The organism is Actinoplanes sp. NPDC026670, from assembly GCF_040638175.1.
GTDB lineage: Bacteria > Actinomycetota > Actinomycetes > Mycobacteriales > Micromonosporaceae > Actinoplanes.
On sequence record NZ_JBEZXU010000072.1, the window covers coordinates 41,205 to 61,415 of the forward strand.

The window sequence follows — 20,211 nt, forward strand, 5'->3', positions numbered from 1 at the left end:
GTTGCACGCCGGGCCTAGCCTCAACAGCGTGACCAGTCTCGATGACGACGGTTCCACCCAGGACGAAGCACGGCGCACCTCCCCCGCCGACCCCTGGCTGACCGAGGCGCCCACCTCCGCCTTCAGCGACGCCCCCACACCCCCACCACCGGACGTCACGAAGATGGCGCCGTACCCCGACTGGTACCAGCAGCCCCGCCCCGGCCGCCGCCGGGGCCGCCGCCTGCTCGTCGCGGTCCTCGCCGTCATCGCGGTGCTGATCGCCGGACGCCTCGCCATCGACCAGTTCGGATCCGACGACGACAACGACAGCAACACCGCCGGGCCCCGCCCGACCGCTGCCAAGACCACCACCGCGGTCCAGCCCGCAGCCAACCCGCCGGCCACCACCTCAGCCGCGCCCTCGCCCACACCCGCAGCACTACAGGTCGTCTACGAGATCACCGCCAGCGGCGCCAAGAACACCGGCAGCATCGCCTACACCGACCAGGACGGCCAGATCATCCGCCGCAACGGCATCCCACTGCCCTGGCGCACCACCTTCACCGCCGGCGACCAGCGCAAACCACTCATCCTCGACGCCCAGCGCAAAGGCGGCGGCGACGCCGGACCCATGACCTGCACCATCACCGTCGACGGCAAGGTACTCGCCAGCACCACCGCTGAAGGCCGCTACGCCTCCGCCCTGTGCAGCGGATCGGCCTGACTCACCCGGCCCGGACCGGCGACCGCCCCTCCAGCAGCGCCTTCTCCACCGCATCCCGCACCGGACGGCCGTGCTCGTCGAGGAACTCGGCGACCACGGCGTCCGCGAACTCCTCCACCACCACACCCGCACCGAAATACGGGTTGCCGGCCGCCCCGATCAGCCGCCCACCCGGCACCTCGGGAAAATAGATCGCACCCCGCCCACCGGCCTCGATCCACGCCCCAGCCGTCACCGGACCGTGCGCCACCAGATGCCCCGCATCATCGAAATCGGTGAACAACAACCCCGCCACCACCAGCGCGCCACCGACGAACAACTGCCCATGCCAGAAACACGCCAGATCCCGCACCCGCATGGACCCGGTCACATACAACGCCGTGTTGCTGTCCATGTTGCGGAACACCGCCGGACCGTTCACGGTCAGGTCACCCTCGACGACATACAGCGTGCTGATCTCGTCACCCCAGTCGTCCTCGGCGACCAGCGGCCCGTCGACCGTCACATCACCACGATGGACGAACAGATACTCCGGCTCCGCACCGTACAGATCCTCCAGATACACACTGTCCTGGCTGATCTCACCGAGGTCGTGACCCGCCGCCTCCACCGGCACCCGCTCCCACACCGGCCGCGGCTCACCCTCAACGAACATGCCTCTCCTCCACCACCCGCCGGACCAGGAATTTCGGGGCCATCTCGCAATAACTGTCGGTCACCAGCTCAGCGATCTCCACCCAGTCGGTGTGCTCCCCCAGCACCACCGCGACGACATTACGACCCCAGCCGGCGCGGAAGAACGGAAACCCACCGGCCGTCAGACCGTGCAGATCCTCCAGCGGCGCCCGGAACGTCATCACCGTCGCCGCCCCCGTCAGATGCGCATAAACCCGATGCCGGCCCGGCTCCGGCGTATACACGTGCGCCACCGTCCGCGCCCGGATCCGCCACCGCACACCGATCCACGCCGGCTCCTCATACGTCTCCGGCAGCCCGCCACAGATCGGCCGCAACCGCTCCAGAATCTCCGGTGACACGTCCCCAGGCGCCGACACGACCCCGACCCTAACGCCCCGGACCACCGCTACCGGAGCGCACCCGGCCGATATCTCAAGTCACAACCCCTCCCCCGCAATCTGGGTCCTGTCAGTCATTCGGGGGAAGGACGTCATCTTGAAGGTTCAGATCCGTAGGTATGTCATCGCCGCCGCCGCGGCCGGTGTGTTCACCGCCATCGGCGCCGTCGCCCTGCCGACCGGCTCGGCCGGCTGGGAGCCCGTCACCTACGGCCTGACCACCAGCCCCGACCAGCTGCTCCCGGCCACCGTCTCGGCCGACAAACCGGCCCGCGTCGTCACCACCACCGTCGGCGCCGACGGCCGCCCGGTCGTCACCGTCAAGGAGGCCACCGACAAGCAGGCCGCCACCCGCCTCGTCGAGGACGGCCAGCGCACCGACGACGCCGTGAGCGTCGAGGTCGACGCGCCGATGTACGCCTACGACGCGCCCACCGGCACCGACCCCAGCCGCACCCAGCAGTGGAGCCTCACCACCCTCAAGGCCGACGAGGCCTGGAAGAAGTCGACAGGCGCCGGCGTCACCGTCGCCGTCATCGACAGCGGCGTCGACTCCCGCCACCCGGACCTCGCCGCCAACGTGCTCAGCGGCTACGACGCCACCACCGACACCGCCGGCCCCACCACCGACGCCCACGGCCACGGCACCCACGTCGCCGGCACCATCGCCGCCGTCACCGGCAACGCCGTCGGCATCGCCGGCATGGCCCCCAACGTCAAGATCCTCCCGGTCAAGGTGCTCGGCGCCAACGGCAGCGGCAACATGTCCGACGCCGCCGAAGGCATCATCTGGGCCACCGACCACGGCGCCAAGATCCTCAACATGTCCCTCGGATCGACCCAGAAGGTCACCGCGGTCACCAACGCCATCAACTACGCCCGCAGCAAGGGCGTCACCGTCATCGCCGCGATGGGCAACTCCCGTACCTCCGGAAGCCCGACCTCCTACCCGGCCGCCGACACCGGAGTCATCGGCGTCGCCGCCACCGACTCCAACGACCGCGTCGCCACCTACTCCACCGCCGGCAACTACGCCGACGTCGCCGCCCCCGGCACCAACATCCTGAGCACCTACCCGACCAGCCGCGGCGGCTACAAGACCATGAGCGGCACCTCGATGGCGTCACCGCACGTCGCGGCGGTCGCCGCACTGCTCAAGAGCGCCAACCCGGCGCTCACCCCGGACCAGATCGAGACCACGCTGGAGAAGACCGCCACCGACCTCGGCACGCCCGGCTTCGACAACGACTTCGGCAACGGCCGCATCAACCCGGTCGCCGCCCTGGCCGCCATCGCCCCGGCCGCCCCCACCACACCCGTGACCAAGACCCCGACCACCCCGGCCACCAAGGCCCCCACCACCGCACCGGCGACCAAGGCCCCGACCACCGCGCCGACCACGCCGCCGGCAACCAAGGCGCCCACCACCGCACCCACCACCAAGGCCCCCACCACGGCCCCGACGACCAAGACGCCCACCACCGCGCCGACCACCAGCGCCCCGACCGGCGCCGCCGCCTACGAGGCGCAGGTCATCACCCTGACCAACGCCCAGCGCACCGCCAACGGCTGCGCCGCCGCCCGCACCGACGACCGGCTCACCACCGCCGCCCGCGCCCACAGCACCGACATGGTCACCAACAACTTCTTCAGCCACACCGGCTCCGACGGCAGCAACTTCGTCACCCGCGCCAGCCGGGCCGGCTACACCGCGCCCTCCGGCGAGAACATCGCCTACGGCTACCGCACTCCGCAGGACGTCGTCACCGGCTGGATGAACAGCCCCGGACACCGGGCCAACATCCTCAACTGCCAGAGCATCGCCATCGGCGTCGGCCTGGCCACCAAGGCCGACGGCACCCCGTACTGGACCCAGGTCTTCGGCCGGGCCTGACCCTAGATCGAGCGCGGCCGGACATCGTCCGGCCGCGCTTCATCACGTCTACCGCCACCAGCCACCCCCGGCGACATCCGCGAGATACGTGGTGACGTGCGGCTCGAATCGGACCGCGGGTGGCCACGCGGACCGAAGGGCCCGGCAGCGTGGTGGCGCGCGGTCCGACGCGAGATGCGCCGGTCAGCCCGGTTCGGACTCGTGGCCCGCCGGATGCGACCGCAACAACCCGTCGTACGCGCGCACCGCCGTGATGTCACCGGTGATGACGCGGTGGATCGTACGCGTGATCGGCATCGCCAGCCCGTGCCGGTCGGCCAGCTGAACCGCCGCATGCACTGTCTTGACGCCCTCGGCCACCTGGCCCATCTCGGCCAGGATCTCCTCCAGGGTCCGGCCCCGGCCGAGTTGCTCGCCGACGTGCCGGTTACGGCTGTGCGGGCTGATGCACGTCGCCACCAGGTCGCCCATGCCGGCCAGCCCGGCGAGCGTGCTCGGCTCGCCGCCCATCGCGACCGCGAGCGTGGTGAGTTCGGCCAGCCCGCGGGAGATCACCCCGGCCCGGGTGTTGTCGCCGACGCCGAGCCCCTGGGCGATGCCGGTGGCGATGGCGACGACGTTCTTCAGCGCTCCGCCGACCTCGCAGCCGATCACGTCGTGGTTGGTGTAGACGCGCAGCAGCCCGCGCCGGAACACCCGCTGGATCTCGCTGGCGACGGTCAGGTCCTCGGTCGCGATGACGGTGGCGGCCGCCATCCCGGCCATGATCTCCTTGGCCAGGTTGGGCCCGGTGAGCGCGGCCGCCGGATGTCCCGGCAGCACCTCCTTGATCACCTCGGTCATCCGCAGCAGCGAGTCCCGTTCGAGGCCTTTGCTGAGGCTGACCACCGGGATCCACGGGTGCAGCGACGGCCGGACCTGAACGAGGGTGTCCCGGAACGCCCCGGTCGGCACCCCGACGACGAGCAGCTCGGCGTGCGCGGCGGCTTCGGCCAGGTCGGAGGTCGCCCGGAGCCGGTTCGGCAGCGGGAAGCCGGCCAGGTAGCGCTCGTTGACGTGTTTGGCGTTGATCTCCTCAGCGGTCTCCGGATTTCGCGCCCAGATGAGCGACTCATGATCCCGGCGGGTGAGGACAGAAGCGACCGTGGTCCCCCACGACCCGGCACCCAGCACGGTGATCCGCATGATTCGCCCTTCCGTAGGCAGGCGCCGGCGACGGTGGACCGCGGCGCGAGTTGAGAATACGACCGCACTCACACCCGCTACAGCATCCTAGGAGGATAGCCTGTTTCCCATCCCGCAACGGATCGACGTGGAGCGATACTCGCCAGTACAGTCATCGGCGGGGGTGACCAGTGCGGCCGACTCGGGCCATCAGTCTCGTGTTCGCCGGCAGTGGTGCGACGCAGGCCTCCTGGATGTCCCGGCTTCCCGCGATTCTCGATCAAACCCACACCGATGTCGTACGCCTGAGCGCCGGCCTGGCCATGCTGGGTGTCGGCACGCTCGCCGCGATGGCGCTGACCGGGTTCGCCGCCACCCGCCTCGGTCACCGGCCGGTCGTCACCGCCGGGTTCGCGCTGACCATGTCGGCCCTGCTGATGATCGCGGTGGCGGATTCGCCGGCGGCGCTGACCGCGGCGATGCTCGCCATCGGCGTCGGCGGCGGGATCTGGGACGCCGGCATGAACATGCAGGCGTCCGCCCTGGAACGGGATCACGGCACACACCTGATGAGCCGCTGCCACGGCTGGTGGAGCATCGGCAGCATGGCCGCCGCCGGGTTGGGCGCGGCCGCCGCGGCGCTGTCGATCGGCCTGCTCCCGCATCTGTCGGTGGTCCTGCTGGGCACCGCCGCGCTCTGTGCCGCCGGCGTCTCCGCGTTCGGGGAGCCGAAGACCGGCCCGCCGGACGCCATGGGCACGGCCCGCCGGTCACCGGTGCGGCGGCTGGCGGCGATCGGCACGCTGCTGTTCTGCGGCGCCGTGGTGGAGGGCGCCGCCGGTGACTGGCTGGCCGTCTACCTGCACCAGGAACGGCAGCTGAGCCACGCCGGAGCCGCCCTCTGGTACACCGTGTTCGTGTCCGCGATGGCGGCCGGCCGGCTGATCGCGGACCGCCCGCACCGGCACTTCGGCGCGGTGGGCCTGGTCCGCACCGGCGCGGTGGTCACCGGCCTGAGCATCGTCCTGGTCGTCGCCGGGCCCACCGGGTCGTGGCTGCACCTGGGGGCGCTGGGCTGGGGCGTGGGGATCTGCTGGGTGTTCCCGGCCGCCCTGAGCGCGACCGGCAACCTCGCCGCGCCGTCGGCGGTCGCGACGATGACCGCCGTCGGGTACAGCGCCAGCGTGGCCGGCCCATTCGTCATCGGACGGCTGGCGCACTCCGCCGGGCTGGAGTCGGCGATTGCGGCAATGTTGCCGCTAGTGCTGGCCGTGGCGCTGTTCGCTCCGGCTTTGACCGGCGCCGACCCCGAGGCTCCGACGTGAAGCTGCGCAGGCCGAAGGCGCCCACCGCGGTGTCGAGCCCGACGTTCGGCGCGAGGTCGCCGATGAAGTCGCGCCAGGTCTTGCGGTCGTTCTGCCAGGCCTCGATGTAGCGGACACAGTCGATCGGCCGGATGGACCGCAGCCGGCCCTTGGCCGCGTGCAGCGCCCGCCGCATCGCGACGCCTTTCGGCGTGTCCGGGCCGATCCGTTTCTCGATCCGTTCGATCAGGCCGAGCCGCGCCGCGAGGAAGTCACCCCAGTAGCCGGTCTCCGCGGCGATCGGCTGGCGCTGGTCGAGCCGGGCGAAGATCCCCTCGGCCAGCACGTCGCCGAACTCCTCGGCACGGGCCCGGTCCGGGTCGGAGAACGGGTCGTACGAGCGTTGCAGCGCGTGGCCGACCTGACTGACCGGTCGCAACGCGGTGTCACCGAGCAGGAAGAACCAGTCCTCGTTGTAGATCTCCGGGAAGAACGAGTCGATCCGGCCGGCCGGCACCGCCAGGGCGCCCCCGCCGACGAAGGTGTCCTGCTTCTCGCCGGTCTCCCGGTTGGCGTGACAGACGACCGAGTTGTCCGGGAAGCCGCCCAGCCGCAGGCCGACGCCGTCGTGCACGTCGAGCAGCGCGGCCGCCCGTTCCAGGTCGGCCGCGTCCGGCACGACGATGTCGTCGTCGAGGAAGACCACGTTGTGCCACCCGGACATCCGGGCCAGCGCCAGCCCGAGGTTGCGTTTGGCGCTGGTGTCGGCCTTGCGTTGCAGGTGCGACCGGCCGAGCACGGTCGACGTCTCCAGAACCGGCAGGTATGGCGCCCCGGCCGCCGGGAAGTCGACCGCGACCACCTGGAGCGTCGACAGGCGCGCGAGCCGGTCCGGCACGGCACGGGCCCGGGACCACCCGCTGCACAGCACCAGCAGGGTGGCGTCCAGAACAGCGGCCAGACGGCCGGCCTCGACGAGCGCGAACTCGGGGCGGCTGCTGGGGACGATGATCGCGTCGACCGGGGCACGGCCGTCGACCGGCCCGGGCGCCTGGATCAGGCCGCGGTGGGAGTTGTGGTGACCGACCCGGCTCATGCCTCGATCACGGACGGCCACTCGTGCAGCCGTTCATCATCCTGCGTCCAGTCGGGCGTCACCACGGTTCCGTTCGGGTTGATCCGGACGCGCATCAGGATGCTGAACGCGGAAGCGTCCGGGAAGCGCCGCCGGATGAAATTCTCGTTTCGATCCCGGAACTTCGCATCGGTCAACGCGCGGACCGCGCCATACGTTCCGCGCCCGTACATGCCATTACACAATGTCACTGTTCGTCGAGAGTTGTACGGGCTTTTCCCACGGAAGAAGTGCGCGACGTCCTCCAGCAGCATTCCGTTCGACGTATCGAGCAGTGGCTCGAAGACCCCTCCCTCGCCCGCCGTGAAGAAGCCGGGGTCGTCGTCGTGCGGCCGGGCCTGCTGGCGGACCGGCAGACCGAGCCGCCGGACGATGTCGCGGTTCACCGCGTTCCAGTCGACGCCGCCGATCAGCACGAGATGGGAGGTGAAGTCGTCCTCCTCCATCTCCTCGGACCGGCAGATCCGGACCTCGGTCTCCGGGTTCACCGCCCGGATGTGCCCGTGCACCTCGAGCAGCGCGTCGAGGTCGGCCAGGCTGTAGGAGCGGACGTAGTCGGGGTCCTTGGTGTCGGTGAACGGCATCCGCTCCCGGATCCGCCGGGGCAGGCTCCCGCTGACGATGACGATCGGCCGGTGGTCCGGGAAGAACCAGGTGCCGCTGCCGACCACGCCGGAGGCCGCGCCGGACTGCGACGAGCCGGGCGGGTCCAGCTCGGTGGACCCGCCGTCGACGAAGCGCATCTCGAACAGCTCGGCGTGCAGCCGGTCCCGCTCGTGCCGTTCGTCCTCGGTCAGGTCGTGCTCACCGAGCAGCCGGGCCGGGCTGGCCTCCACCGTTCGGCGGGTGGCGAAGAACATCGCATATCCGGCAAGCCGGCTCGCCGGTGGCAGCGCCGGATTGCGGGTCGACTCCCACGAGGAGATCAGCGACAGGCTCAGCGGACCGTGCTCCCCGCCGAGCGCCTCGGCGATCTGGAGCTGTGTGACCTTCAGGTCCGGCCAGTGCTCGGTCCGCAAGCTGCGCAGACGCCGAGCGAGGCGCGCGCTTTCGGGCACTCCCGGCTGCATGAGTGAATCCTTCACTGAACTTCAGACAATCCGTAGAGCCTAGGGGAAGCGCTTCCCCTACGACCAGTAGGTAACCGGAAACTCTGCGCTCAATGCGGAACACCGTGCTGGAGCGTGAGTGAAACCGAGACTCAACCTTGCTTCATCCAACTACAGGCACCTAACCTGAACTTCATTGAAGAACCTGAAGTTCCGGTGTTGCGGCAACAACACCGACTGGGTCCCGCGGAAGCCGAGGGGGGCGGCCGCGGGACCTTTTCATGTTCGCCGGGCCGCGATCACACGCCGCGTGATTACTCATCGTCATATTCGATGGTATCGCTCCCATGGGGACGAACCGCAGGCGAGGCCGTGAGCGATCGATCATCACTGATGACGCGCGGCCTGATCTTGTATTGACGCAACGTCATCGAAACAAACATCGCGCTCGCGGATCGAACACCGCTCGACGGTCCACAGGCCCGGCCGATGCCCCCTGAAGTGCGAAGACTCCGGCAACGAACCGGCGGACTTATCGCTTAGGGACCTTTACTTTCGTCTATACGACGCATAGCTTGGTGCCATCCAGCGAAAGTTATGGATTTCCTGAGCGACACCTCGACATCACCCTCCCCTATCGACGGCGTGTCCGGTGGGACGACCTACCGCGACACTCCGTGATGTCGTGCTGCCGTCTCACGAGTGGAAGGAGACGCATGGACGACGCCGTCCTCTCCCGCCGGGCCGTGCTCGCCACCGGCGCCGTCGGTCTCGCCGTGCCCGCCATCGGGGCGGCCGTGGCACTGACCGGCAGCGCGGCGAACGCGGGGGCGACCAGGAGGATCACCATCTGGGCCGAAGCCCTGCCGGGCGGGCTCTTCGGATACGGGCTGGCGCCGGGACAGGCCACCGTGCCCGGCCCGCTGCTCGAGATGTACGAGGGCGACACCCTCGAGATCACGCTGGTCAACACCACCAACCAGCGGCTGTCCATCCATGCGCACGGCGTCGACTACAGCACCACCTCGGACGGCAGCCCGCTGCACGAGTCGTACAACAACCCGGGCGAGATCCGCACCTACGTGTGGCGGTCACGGGAGATGTTCGCGGCCGCCGGCCGGCGGTTCATGCCCGGCAGCGCCGGCTACTGGCATTACCACGACCACGCGATGGGCACCGACCACGGCACCGGCGGCGTGGCCAAGGGCCTCTACGGCGGCCTGATCGTGCGCAGGCGCGGCGACATCCTGCCGGACAAGCAGTTCACCGTGGTCTTCCACGACATGACGATCAACAACAAGGCCGCCCCGAACACGCCGATGTTCGAGGCGAACCTCGGCGAGCGGGTGGAGTGGGTCGCCATCGGCCACGGCAACCTGTTCCACACCTTCCACCTGCACGCGCACCGCTGGGTCGACAATCGCACCGGCATGTTGGAGAGCGTCAGCGACCCCAGCCCGACGATCGACAACAAGGACCTCAACCCGGGCAGCTCGTTCGGTTTCCAGGTGATCGCCGGCGAGGGCGTCGGCCCCGGCGCCTGGATGTACCACTGCCACGTGCAGAACCACTCGGACGGCGGGATGTCCGGGATCTTCCTGGTCCGCAACGCGGACGGCAGCATGCCGCCCGGCGCCGAGGAGGCGATCCACCGCTTCCAGGGCCACGCACACACCACCACGTCGCAACGCACCGACGATCATGGGGGGCACGGCGCATGAGAGCAAAAATCCATCATCCGGTACGGCGAACGCTGACCGCCGCCACCGCGGCACTCCTCGTCCTCACCGGATCAGCCCAGGTCACCACCGCACCCGTCGCCGCGGCGGCGCCCGCGGCCGCACCGCAGCAGTCGGTGCTGGTCTTCCACGGCGCGGCCACCAGCCAGGACGACCCGGTCGCCAAGGCCACCGCCACCATCGACGCGCTCGCCGAGCCGGCCGGGCTGACCGTCACCGAGTCCACCGACCCGGCCGTGTTCACCCCGTCCGGGCTGGCCGCGCACCGGGCGGTGGTCTTCCTGTCGGCGGCCGGCGCCGACCTCACCCGTGATCAGGAGGGCGCGCTCCAGTCGTACATCAGAGGGGGTGGAGGTTTCGTCGGCATCGCCGATGCGGCCAAGGCCCAGCTGGACTCGACCTGGTTCACCGGCCTGATCGGCACCCGCCCGGCCGGCTCGATCCCGGCCGCCGAGCCGGTCAGCAAGGTCACCGCGAGCGGCGAGAACCCGCCCAACGAGACCAAGGAGAAGCTCACCGACGCCGACAACGCGACGAAATGGCTGGTCCGCACCGCGACCGGCTGGGTCACCTACGAGCTGGCCGCCGCGAAGGCGATCACCGGGTACGCGCTGACGTCGGCCAACGACTTCCCCGGCCGGGACCCGAAGGACTGGACGTTGCAGGCGTCCGCCGACGGGCAGACCTGGACCGAGGTCGACAAGCGGACCGGGCAGAGCTTCCCGGACCGGTTCCAGACCCGCCGGTTCGACCTGGCCGCGCCGCAGAACTTCCGGTTCTTCAAACTGGACGTCACCGCCAACAGTGGCGAGCCGCTGATCCAGCTGGCGAACCTGCGGCTGTTCACCGCCGAGGCCGTGGTCCCGCCGCCGCCCGCGGTCAACCAGGCGGTCGTCGACGTGCTGGACACCCGGCACCCGTCCACGGCGGGCCTGCCGCGCACGATCACCAGGTCGGACCGCTGGTACAACTGGGACCCGAACCCGCTCGGCACGGTGCACACCGTGGCGCAGGTCGAGGAACGCCACTACAACGCCGGGACCAGCGCGAACGGCGCGTTCCACCCGGTCTCCTGGTGCCGTGACTACGACGGCGGCCGGTCCTTCTACACCGGCATGGGCCACACCGCCGGCAGCTACGACGAGGACGCCTTCCGCAAGCACCTGACCGGCGCCCTGAAGTGGGCCTCCGGCATCGTGCGCGGTGACTGCCAGGCCACCGTCGCCGCCAACTACAAGGTCGAGCGGCTGACCGTGGCCAACCAGACCGGGCAGCTGGACCAGATCGGCGAGCCGCACGGCCTGACCATCGCCGCCGACGGCACCGTCTTCTACGTCGGCAAGGCCGCCTGCCCGACCGGGCCGGTGGTCAGCTGGGACGACCCGAAGGTGGGCCTCGGCTGCGGCACCATCCACTCCTGGAACCCGCGCACCAAGCAGGTGAAACTGCTGACCACGCTGCCCGTGATGGGCAACCGGGGCAGTGGCACCGAGCTGGTCAAGAACGAGGAGGGCCTGCTCGGCATCGTGCCGGACCCGAAGTTCGCCGAGAACGGCTGGCTCTACGTCTACTGGATGCCGCACGACTCGGTCGACCGCACCAAACGGGTCGGTGACCGGACCGTCAGCCGGTTCACCTACGACCACGCCGCGCAGACCATCGACCAGGCCACCCGCAAGGATCTGCTGCGGTTCCCGGTGCAGATCCACAGCTGCTGCCACGCCGGCGGCGGGATGGCCTTCGACAAAGCCGGCAACCTCTACATCGGCTCCGGCGACAACAACTCGTCCGAGGGCTCGTCCGGCTACTCCGGCAACAACTGGACCCAGGAGTTCGCCGGCATCTCGTTCCAGGACGCGCGCCGGACCTCCGGCAACACCAACGACCTGGCCGGGAAGATCATCCGTATCCACCCGGAAGCGGACGGCACCTACACCATCCCGCCGGGCAATCTGTTCCCGCCGGGCACCGAGAAGACCCGGCCGGAGATCTACGTGATGGGCGTACGCAACATCGCCCGCCTGCAGATCGACCCGGAGACCGACTGGCTCACCGCCGGCTGGGTCGGCCCGGACGCCACCAACCCGAGCCCCGAGCTCGGCCCGGCCAAGTACGAGACGGCCACCATCATCACCTCGGCCGGCAACCAGGGCTGGCCGTACTGCATGGGCAACCGGCAACCGTACCGGGACCGCAGCACCACCGACGCCACCCAGCTCACCGGCTGGTACGACTGCAACAACCTGAAGAACAACTCGCCGCGCAACACCGGCCTGACCGACATCCCGCCGGCCCGGGACAACATGATCTGGTACGCGCCCGGCGGTGGCGGCCCGGTCTTCCCGCCCCGCGCCGACGGCAGCGGCATCCCGAACTACGTCAACGCGGACGCCGTCTACACCCAGCCGTACCTGCGCGGCGGCGGCCAGGCGATCATGTCCGGCCCGACCTACCACCACGACCTGGCCGACCCGGCCAGCACGGTGAAGTGGCCGGTCTACTGGGACGACAAGTGGTTCATCGGCGACCAGTCGAACGCCGCCAACCGCGTCGCGATCACCGTCGACCCGGCCGGGGTGCCGCAGCAGAAGCCGCCGCTGTTCGGGGAGACGCTGCGCGCCATCCTGCCCGGCGGCAACGCCGACAACCGGCTGATGAGCTGGATGGACGCCAAGTTCGGCCCGGACGGGGCGCTCTACCTGCTCGACTACGGCGGCGGCTTCTTCAGCCTGCACGCGGCACAGAAGCTGCTGCGGGTGACCTACACCGGCGGCCCGGCCAGCCCGGCGCCGCAGGCCACCTCGGTCGCGGTGCAGAACAAGCCGCTGACGTACGCCTTCACCGGCTCGAAGTCCGGCGGGGTGAGCCACCGCTGGGAGTTCGGCGACGGCGCCTCGTCCACCCTGGCCGACCCGCAGCACGTCTACGCCGCGGTGGGCGCGTACACGGCCCGGCACACCGTCACCTACGCCGACGGCGAGACCGTCACCACCCAGGTCAGCGTGGACGTCGGCTGCGCGGTGCCGGACACCAGGACGAACGTCTGGCTCGACGGCTCCGACACCGGGGTGCCCAGCAAGGCGGTGGGCGGCGGCTGCACGGTCAACGACCTGATCGACGACGAGAGCACCTGGCCCGACCACGACGGTTTCGTCAGGCACGTCACCGCGGTCGCCCGCGACCACTACGACGCCCGGCAGGCGGGCGTGCTGACCCGTGCGGCGGCCGCCACGCCGATCGGCCGGCCCGGTCACACCGGATACGACCCGCTGTTCGACGGCACCGCGTCCTCGCTGGCCGGCTGGCAGCAGGCGCCGAGCGGGCAGTTCACCATCCGGCCGGACGGGTCGCTGCGCCCGTCAGGTGGCCTGGGCATGCTCTGGCACACCCGGGAACTGGCCGACTTCTCGCTGAAACTCCAGTTCAAGGACGTCGCGGCCGGCACCACGAGGGCCAACAGCGGCGTGTTCACCAGGTTCCCCGACCCGCGGATCCCGCTCGCCGACCGCCCGGCCGGCAGCTGCGGGACGGTCGGATCGGCGCGCACCTCCCAGGCGTGGGTGGCCATCTACTGCGGACACGAGATCCAGCTCTACGACGGTGACACCGGCGAACCGCAGAAGACCGGCTCGATCTACAACTTCGACCCGGTGACCCTGGCCGACGCCCGCGTCACCCCGAAGAACCAGTGGAACGACTACGAGGTACGGGTCGTCGGGCAGCACTACACGATCCTGCGCAACGGCGTGGTCATCAACGAGTTCGACAACACGCCCGGCAAGCAGTCGTCACGGGCCGGCGACCCGGCCACCGACCTGCGGCAGTTCCTGCGCGGGCACATCGGGCTGCAGAACCACGGCGACGCCGACCTCATGGAGTTCCGCAACATCCGGGTGCGCGCCCTCTGAGCACAGACAGGAAGAAGCCGTGAACCGAACCATCCCACGCCTGCAAGCGGGAGCGGCGCTGATCGTCGCGCTGCTGCTCGCGGTGCTCGCCGGCGCCACCCCACCGGCGGCCGCGGCCGCACAGACCCTGACCTGGACCGCGGGCGACGACATCACCGCCTACCGGTCCGCCCCGGCCACCGCCGTCGCCGGGGAGACCACGATCGTCTGGGAGAACAGCGCGGCCACCGGCAACACCACCGGCATGCCGCACACGCTGACCTTCGACACCAGCACCGACGGCTACAACCACGACGTCAACCTCAACATCCTGGCCAGCCCGTTCGACACCAGCAACGGCCGGCACACCGCGACCGTCACCCTGACGCCCGGCAAGTACCGGTACTTCTGCACCATCCCCGGGCACAGCACGATGGTCGGTGAGCTGACCGTCACCTCGGGCAACCCCGATCCGGACACCACCGCGCCGACCGCCACGGCACAGGTGTCCGGCAGCCGCGACGCCCAGGGCGCCTACCTCGGATCGGCGACCGTCACCGTCACCGCGAACGACGCCGGCTCCGGGGTCCGCACCATCGAATACCAGATCAACGACACGAGCTGGCAGCCGTACGCCGCACCGGTCCCGATCACCACGGCCGGCGACTACTCGGTGCAGTTCCGGGCGACCGACAACGCCGGGAACACGTCACAGCCCGGGTCGGTGGCGTTCCGGGTGGTCGCCGCCCAGCCGCAGGACACCACTCCCCCGGTGGTGTCCGGGCAGACCACCGGCGCCCGCGACAGCGCCGGGAACTACGTCGGCCCGGCCACCACCACGCTGACCGCGACCGACACCGGCGGGTCCGGGTTGGCCCGGATCGAGTACCAGCTCGACGGCGGCGCGTGGACCGTCTACAGCGCGCCGGTCGTGGTGAGCTCGGTGGGGGCGCACATGCTGCACTACCGGGCCACCGACAACGCCGGCAACACGGCGGCCGAGCAGATGGCGAGCTTCACCATCGTCGCGCCACCGGTCGAGGACACCACGCCGCCGCAGGTCACGGCCACCGTCACCGGGGAACGCGACACCGGCGGCAACTACCTCGGCAGCGCGACAGTCACCGTCACCGCCAGTGACACCGGCGGTTCCGGGCTGAAGGCGATCGAATACCGGCTCGACGACGGGGCCTGGACGGCGTACACCCAAGCGGTCGGGATCTTGACCTTGGGTTCGCACACCGTGCGTTATCGGGCCTCGGACAACGCCGGCAACACCGCGGCGGAGAAGTCGGTCGCGTTCACCGTCGTCGAGCGGGGCGCGGACGCCTGCCCCGGCTCGGACACCCGCGACACCGTGATCGTCGACGGTCACGACACCCGGATCCGCAACATCGACACCGGCAACGGCTGCACCATCAACGACCTGATCGGCGAACGGGCCGGCCACCCCACCCACGCCGCGTTCGTCAGGCACGTCGAAAGCGTCACGAACACGCTGGTCACGGCCGGGAAAATCACCCAGCGGCAGGCGGGGACCATCGTCCGCGCCGCGGCGGCATCGGACAGAGGAGAACAAGCATGAGGCTCATCGCCGCTACCTTCACCGCCGTGCTCGCCACGGTCGTGCTCACCCCCGCGCCGGCCGGGGCCGCGCTGGTCACCTACTGCATCGGCACGGGCGGGGCGGTCACCGTACCCAATGATCTGTATGTCCCGGCCGGCGAGTCCTGCGACCTGACCGGCACCGTGATCACCGGAAACGTCAGCGTCGCCGCCGGCGCCAACCTGGTCATCGACGGCGGTCGCGTCGACGGCGACGTCCGGGTCGCCGCCGACGGATACCTCGACGCCGCCGGCAGCACGGTCGGCGGGTCGGTGGTCCTCGCCGCCGGCGGCTACGGCCTCTACCTGCGGGACGCTTCGACCGGACCGGTCACGGTACGGCCGAAGGGCACCGCCACGGTCGACAGCTTCCTGTTCGCCGAGGCGACCACGATCACCGGCTCGGTCAACTCGCAGGCCGGCGAGGTGCGCCTGGACCGCGGCAGCGAGGTGACCGGCGGGGTCAGCACCACCGGCACCTACTACACCGACCTGCACGACTCGTTCGTCGACGGGGTGCTGTCCGTGCTGAACAGCTCCACCGGCAGTGTGGTCTGCGGCAGCGCGGTCCGCGGCCGGTCCACCTTCGCCGGCAACCTCGGCGGGGTGCAGCTCGGGCCGAACGGCGGGCTCGACAGTTGCGCGTCGGGCGGCTACTTCGGCCGGGAGGTCAGCATCACCAACACCACCGGCGGGGTCAGCGTCGAGGACACCATCATCGACGGCGCCCTCACCGTGAACAGCAACAACCCGGCCGCCCGGATCGCCGCCGACAACCGGATCCGCGGCGGCGTGATCAGCACCCAGGCAGCCGCCGGCACGGCCGGGCTCGCCGCAGCCCAGCGCCGGGCGGCGGTGGCCCGGGAGGGCGACGCGGCCGAGCGCACCGAGTCACGCCGTACCGAGGCGGTCGAGGAGGCCACGGCGGCCGGCGCGGCCGACCTGTAGGGCTTCCCACGAAGGGCTGGAGACCGTCCCGGGTCTCCAGCCCTTCCCCGTGGCGACCCGCGGTCCGAATCGAGCCGCAGATGTCCACCCGGGGGCAGGAACCTTGACCATATATTGATCAACAATATATGTTGCTGTGGTGAGTGAGATGCGCGAGACGACGTTCCTGATCCTGACCGCGCTCGCTGACCAGCCACGTCATGGGTATGGGATCGTCCAGGAGGTCTCAGTGCTGTCCGGTGGGCGGGTGGCGCTCCTGCCCGGAACCCTCTACACCGCCCTGGACCGGCTGACCGCGCAGGGTCTCGTCGAGCTGAGCGGCGAAGAGGTGGTCGACGGCCGGCTGCGGCGGTATTACCGGCTGCGCGCCGACGGCCGGGCCGAGCTCGCCCGGCAGTCCGAGCGGCTGCGCCAGCTGGCGTCCGCCGCCGACTCACGGCTCCGGGCGCTGCGCCCCGGCCCCGCCTGACGCGACGTTCCCAGGGAGCGATGATGCACCGCTGGCTGCTGCTGGCCTACCCCCGTGACTACCGTCGCGAGCGCGGGGCGGAGATCCTCGAGACGGTCCGTGACATGGCCCCGGCCCGCCGGGGTCCGCGCCTGGCGCTGAACCTGATCGGCCACGGCCTGCGGGCCCGGCTCGGGCGGCCGGCCAGCCGCAGCGTGGTCGTGTGGGCGACGGTCTGCACGCTCGCCTGTGCCCTGTTCGGCGCGTCGTTCGCCACGTGGCTGGCCTGGGCCGGTTCCCGTCCGCTCGACCACGGTGAGCTCGCCGGTGTCGTGCACCAGCTCTATCCCGGCGACCCGGCCGGTGACATCGGCGACGCCGGTTCGCCGGCCGTGTTCGTCATCTATGGCAGCCCGCTGAGCTGGGATGCGGCGTCCGACCTGCTGCTCGGTGACGGCGGCGAGTACGCGCTCGCCACCGTCGCCGCGTCGTTCGACCGCCTGCCCGCCGGCGACCGGGCGCGGACCCTCGACGAACTGCGGCAACGCCTGGCGGCGGCCGGCTGGGAGACCCGCGGCCCGGTCTACTCCAATTCGTACGACTGCATTCCCGGCGATCCGCGATGCGATCCGGCGACGATTCCGTCGGACATCACGGTGTACGCGATGCGCGGCGACAACGTCCTCGACATCCACCTCTACGGCCCGAACACGACCCCTGTGATGGACATCGCGATGACCAGGGCGACACCGTGGACGGTGTATCCGGCCGGGATCGCCGGGTTCCTGACGGCAGCCCTGGTGGCCTGGTGCCTGTTCGGCTGGGCGAGCCGGCGGACCGAACACGGCACGCCGCTGGCCAGGGCATCGGCGAATCTCCTGTTCGGCACCGGCATGTTCCTGTGGTGGGCGCCGATCCTGTTCAGCGCACCGCTGGTGCTCGTGCACCACACCGGCGAGCCGCACTTCCGCTGGCATCCGCTGTGGGAGTGGCTCGGCCAGCCCGCCCTGTCGTTGCCGTTCCTGCTCGGCTGCCTGTCCCTCGCCGCAGCTCTCGCCCTGACCGTCCGGCCCCGGCGCCGCCCGGCCGCCGGCCGACAACTGACCGGGTCTACCCACCTTCCAGGCGTCCACGGTCCCGGGTCAGCCGCAGCCGGGTCGTCACGTTGACGTTCGTCCGCCAGCCGTCGCCGATCGCCTGCCGGACGATCCCCTCGACCACGGCCGGGGTGATCGGGTCCAGTTGGAAAACCTCGGCGGCCCGGCCCGGCGGCGCGGTGATGATCGGCCCGTAGTTCATCCACGGATCGTCGAAGGCCGCCACGACCTCCAGCACGCCGCCGTGCTCAGGCCCGTCACGCCACACCTTGACCCGGACGTGACCCGGGTCGACCGGGACGACGGTCCACCGGTAGCTGATGTCGTCGACGACGATGTCCCTGATCCTGGCCCGTGCCACGACCGGCAGCCTAGAGACCTTTCGGATCCGGGGCCCGACCGCCACTCGCCGGACCGGCGCCGAACGCGCTCCGGACCCCCTGTGCCCGGCAACCTATCCTCGGCGCTGTGATCGTTCCACCACTGGACGGCGTGCTGCCCGGCGGCAGTGTCGTCATCGAGGTCGTACCGCGTACCGGAGGATCTCTGCACTCCGTCTTTGAAGTGCGACTCGCCGGGGCGGAACCGTTGATCGTCAAGCGCTACACCGACGATTGGCGGACCAAACAGGCCAAGGAGTTGTACGTTTACCGGCTGATCGCCGAAGCCGGCCCGGTGCCGCGGGTGGTGGGCGTCGATCTGCCGCGGGCGATGACGGCGTTCACGATGGTGCCGGGGAAACCGATGTGGGAGCGCCCGTCGTCGCCGGCGACCGACCGGGCCGCGTATCTGCGGATCGGGCGCTTCCTGGCCGCGCTGCACCGGATCCGGCTGCCCGGGTTCGGGGATCTGGCGACCGGGGTGGTGGATCCGGAGGGCGACAACACGACGTACATGCGGCGGAGGTTCGCCCGGCAGCTGGCCGCGTTCCGGGAGGCCGGCGGGCCGGCCGGGATCCATGACGCGGTCGCCCGGCGGGTGGCGGCCGCCGACCGGTATTTCGCGGCCTGCGCCGGCCCGGTCCTGTGCCACCTCGACCTGCACGAGGGGAACGTCCTGGTCGACGACGCGGGGGCGGTCACCGGCTTCATCGACGTCGAGAACGCCCAGGCCGCGGACCCGATGGCCGATCTGGCCAAGACGATCCAGTTCGAGACCAGCGGTTCGGCGATCAAAAGGGCCGCGCTGCTCGAGGGGTACGGCCCACTGCCCCCGTTCGGCGCCGAACGCATCAACACGTACCGGATGTTCCACGCCCTCGAACTGTGGACCTGGTTCACCTCGATCGACCACACCGAACCCCTGCCCGCACTGCTGGACGACCTCCGAGCCCTCTCCTGAGATCGTCTAGGCTCACGGGCTCACCCGGCGCCGATCGGCCGGGTGGTGAAAGGTGGCACCCCGCGATGGCCGAACCCCGCCGATGGACACGAGTCTCCGCGATGGCGTTCGGGATTCTTCTGGCCGGCATCGTCGGCGCCCACATCGGGTCCTGGGTGGCCGGCCGTGATTCCGGCGCGCTGCCCGGAAACGATCAGGCGCTGCAACTCGTGCGGGAGATCCTGCCGGAGTCCACGGCCACGACCTCGGCCTCGGCTGAGATCGATCGGCGCGACTACCTCTACGGGTCGCCGCTCGGCGACGAGGAGTACGGTCCCGGATACGTCGAGGTCAGTCTCGGCGGGGATGCGGACACCGGCTGCCTCGACGACCGGATCGCCCGGGAGCGGGCGGCCGCGCACGGCTGGACTGAGCCACGCGACATCGCCGGCTTCGTCTGCCCGGGTTGGAACGCTCAGCGCGGCGACCTGGTGATGGCCTACGTCCAACAGGGTTCCGGGCTGACGGTCACCTTCTATCGGTCGACGACCGGATCCACTGTCGGCGCCCTGGCCGGCGCCGTGGCCGGAGGGCTCGCCGGGTTCGCGCTGTTCCGGCCGCTGAGCAGGCGACCTCTGGCGGTCGTCGCCGCGCTCATTCCCCCTGCGCTGGCCCTGATCCCGGTCATGATCGTGTTCGCGGTGGCGATCGGGCACGGCGGCCTCGAAGGACCCACGCCACAGCTCTGGAGTGTCTGGCCGGCTCTCGCCCGTCTGGCCGGATAGCCCCAGCCGCCCGCCGCCCGCGCCCACCGCCCGCCGCCCGCGCCCACCGCCCGC

Annotated in this window: 16 protein-coding genes and 1 pseudogene; 11 read left to right on the plus strand and 6 right to left on the minus strand. The window is 70.6% G+C overall.

Annotated elements, in window-relative coordinates; genetic code table 11:
* Positions 1–28: 28 nt before the first annotated feature.
* Positions 29–706 (plus strand): MmpS family transport accessory protein, encoded by a 678-nt coding sequence (locus AB0E94_RS43465; RefSeq protein ID WP_360339272.1) that lies wholly within the window; start codon positions 29–31, stop codon positions 704–706.
* 1 nt (position 707) lies between these two features.
* On the opposite strand, the gene AB0E94_RS43470 is transcribed toward AB0E94_RS43465, so the two are convergent.
* Positions 708–1,361, minus strand: a complete 654-nt coding sequence (locus AB0E94_RS43470) for a hypothetical protein (protein WP_360339275.1) — start codon at positions 1,359–1,361, stop codon at positions 708–710.
* Complete coding sequence (locus AB0E94_RS43475; protein WP_360339278.1) at positions 1,351–1,761, minus strand: MmcQ/YjbR family DNA-binding protein; 411 nt, start codon at positions 1,759–1,761, stop codon at positions 1,351–1,353. The genes AB0E94_RS43470 and AB0E94_RS43475 overlap by 11 nt, the downstream gene beginning before the upstream one ends.
* Before the next feature lie 118 nt (positions 1,762–1,879).
* Here AB0E94_RS43475 and AB0E94_RS43480 point away from each other — a divergent pair, with 118 nt between their 5' ends.
* The gene (locus tag AB0E94_RS43480; protein WP_360339281.1) at positions 1,880–3,676 is read left to right on the plus strand and encodes a S8 family serine peptidase; all 1,797 of its coding nucleotides are present in this window, start codon (positions 1,880–1,882) and stop codon (positions 3,674–3,676) included.
* Between the two features lie 183 nt (positions 3,677–3,859).
* Here the strand turns inward: AB0E94_RS43480 and AB0E94_RS43485 are convergent, their stop codons facing one another.
* Positions 3,860–4,861, minus strand: a complete 1,002-nt coding sequence (locus AB0E94_RS43485) for an NAD(P)H-dependent glycerol-3-phosphate dehydrogenase (RefSeq protein ID WP_360339284.1) — start codon at positions 4,859–4,861, stop codon at positions 3,860–3,862.
* Between the two features lie 197 nt (positions 4,862–5,058).
* Here AB0E94_RS43485 and AB0E94_RS43490 point away from each other — a divergent pair.
* Positions 5,059–6,015 (plus strand): annotated as a pseudogene (locus tag AB0E94_RS43490) (MFS transporter); the annotation flags it as partial.
* 25 nt (positions 6,016–6,040) lie between these two features.
* On the opposite strand, the gene AB0E94_RS43495 reads toward AB0E94_RS43490, so the two are convergent.
* Positions 6,041–7,240 (minus strand): hypothetical protein, encoded by a 1,200-nt coding sequence (locus tag AB0E94_RS43495; protein ID WP_360339287.1) that lies wholly within the window; start codon positions 7,238–7,240, stop codon positions 6,041–6,043.
* Positions 7,237–8,349, minus strand: a complete 1,113-nt coding sequence (locus tag AB0E94_RS43500; protein ID WP_360339290.1) for an XRE family transcriptional regulator — start codon at positions 8,347–8,349, stop codon at positions 7,237–7,239. Before AB0E94_RS43500 ends, AB0E94_RS43495 begins: the two co-directional genes overlap by 4 nt.
* A 695-nt stretch (positions 8,350–9,044) precedes the next feature.
* On the opposite strand from AB0E94_RS43500, the gene AB0E94_RS43505 reads away from it, so the two are divergent.
* From AB0E94_RS43505 to AB0E94_RS43530, 6 genes are all read left to right on the plus strand, one after another.
* Positions 9,045–10,049 carry a multicopper oxidase domain-containing protein gene (locus AB0E94_RS43505; protein ID WP_360339293.1) on the plus strand — a complete coding sequence of 335 codons (1,005 nt, stop codon included), beginning with the start codon at positions 9,045–9,047 and terminating at the stop codon, positions 10,047–10,049.
* Positions 10,046–13,975 (plus strand): ThuA domain-containing protein, encoded by a 3,930-nt coding sequence (locus AB0E94_RS43510; RefSeq protein WP_360339296.1) that lies wholly within the window; start codon positions 10,046–10,048, stop codon positions 13,973–13,975. The genes AB0E94_RS43505 and AB0E94_RS43510 overlap by 4 nt, the downstream gene beginning before the upstream one ends.
* 19 nt (positions 13,976–13,994) lie before the next feature.
* Entirely contained in the window at positions 13,995–15,539 is a 1,545-nt protein-coding gene (locus AB0E94_RS43515) for a plastocyanin/azurin family copper-binding protein (protein WP_360339299.1), read from the plus strand.
* Positions 15,536–16,507: a hypothetical protein gene (locus tag AB0E94_RS43520; protein ID WP_360339302.1), complete on the plus strand. Its 972-nt coding sequence runs from the start codon at positions 15,536–15,538 to the stop codon at positions 16,505–16,507. Before AB0E94_RS43515 ends, AB0E94_RS43520 begins: the two co-directional genes overlap by 4 nt.
* A 148-nt stretch (positions 16,508–16,655) precedes the next feature.
* Positions 16,656–16,976, plus strand: a complete 321-nt coding sequence (locus AB0E94_RS43525; RefSeq protein WP_360339320.1) for a PadR family transcriptional regulator — start codon at positions 16,656–16,658, stop codon at positions 16,974–16,976.
* Between the two features lie 23 nt (positions 16,977–16,999).
* Entirely contained in the window at positions 17,000–18,124 is a 1,125-nt protein-coding gene (locus AB0E94_RS43530) for a hypothetical protein (protein ID WP_360339305.1), read from the plus strand.
* Here AB0E94_RS43530 and AB0E94_RS43535 read toward each other — a convergent pair.
* Entirely contained in the window at positions 18,066–18,413 is a 348-nt protein-coding gene (locus AB0E94_RS43535; RefSeq protein WP_360339308.1) for a hypothetical protein, read from the minus strand. The two genes, AB0E94_RS43530 and AB0E94_RS43535, sit on opposite strands and share 59 nt — an antisense overlap.
* Before the next feature lie 107 nt (positions 18,414–18,520).
* On the opposite strand from AB0E94_RS43535, the gene AB0E94_RS43540 reads away from it, so the two are divergent.
* Both AB0E94_RS43540 and AB0E94_RS43545 read left to right on the plus strand, forming a co-directional pair.
* The gene (locus tag AB0E94_RS43540; RefSeq protein ID WP_360339311.1) at positions 18,521–19,393 is read left to right on the plus strand and encodes an aminoglycoside phosphotransferase family protein; all 873 of its coding nucleotides are present in this window, start codon (positions 18,521–18,523) and stop codon (positions 19,391–19,393) included.
* Positions 19,394–19,458: 65 nt separating this feature from the next.
* The gene (locus AB0E94_RS43545; protein WP_360339314.1) at positions 19,459–20,157 is read left to right on the plus strand and encodes a hypothetical protein; all 699 of its coding nucleotides are present in this window, start codon (positions 19,459–19,461) and stop codon (positions 20,155–20,157) included.
* The last annotated feature ends 54 nt before the right edge of the window (positions 20,158–20,211 follow it).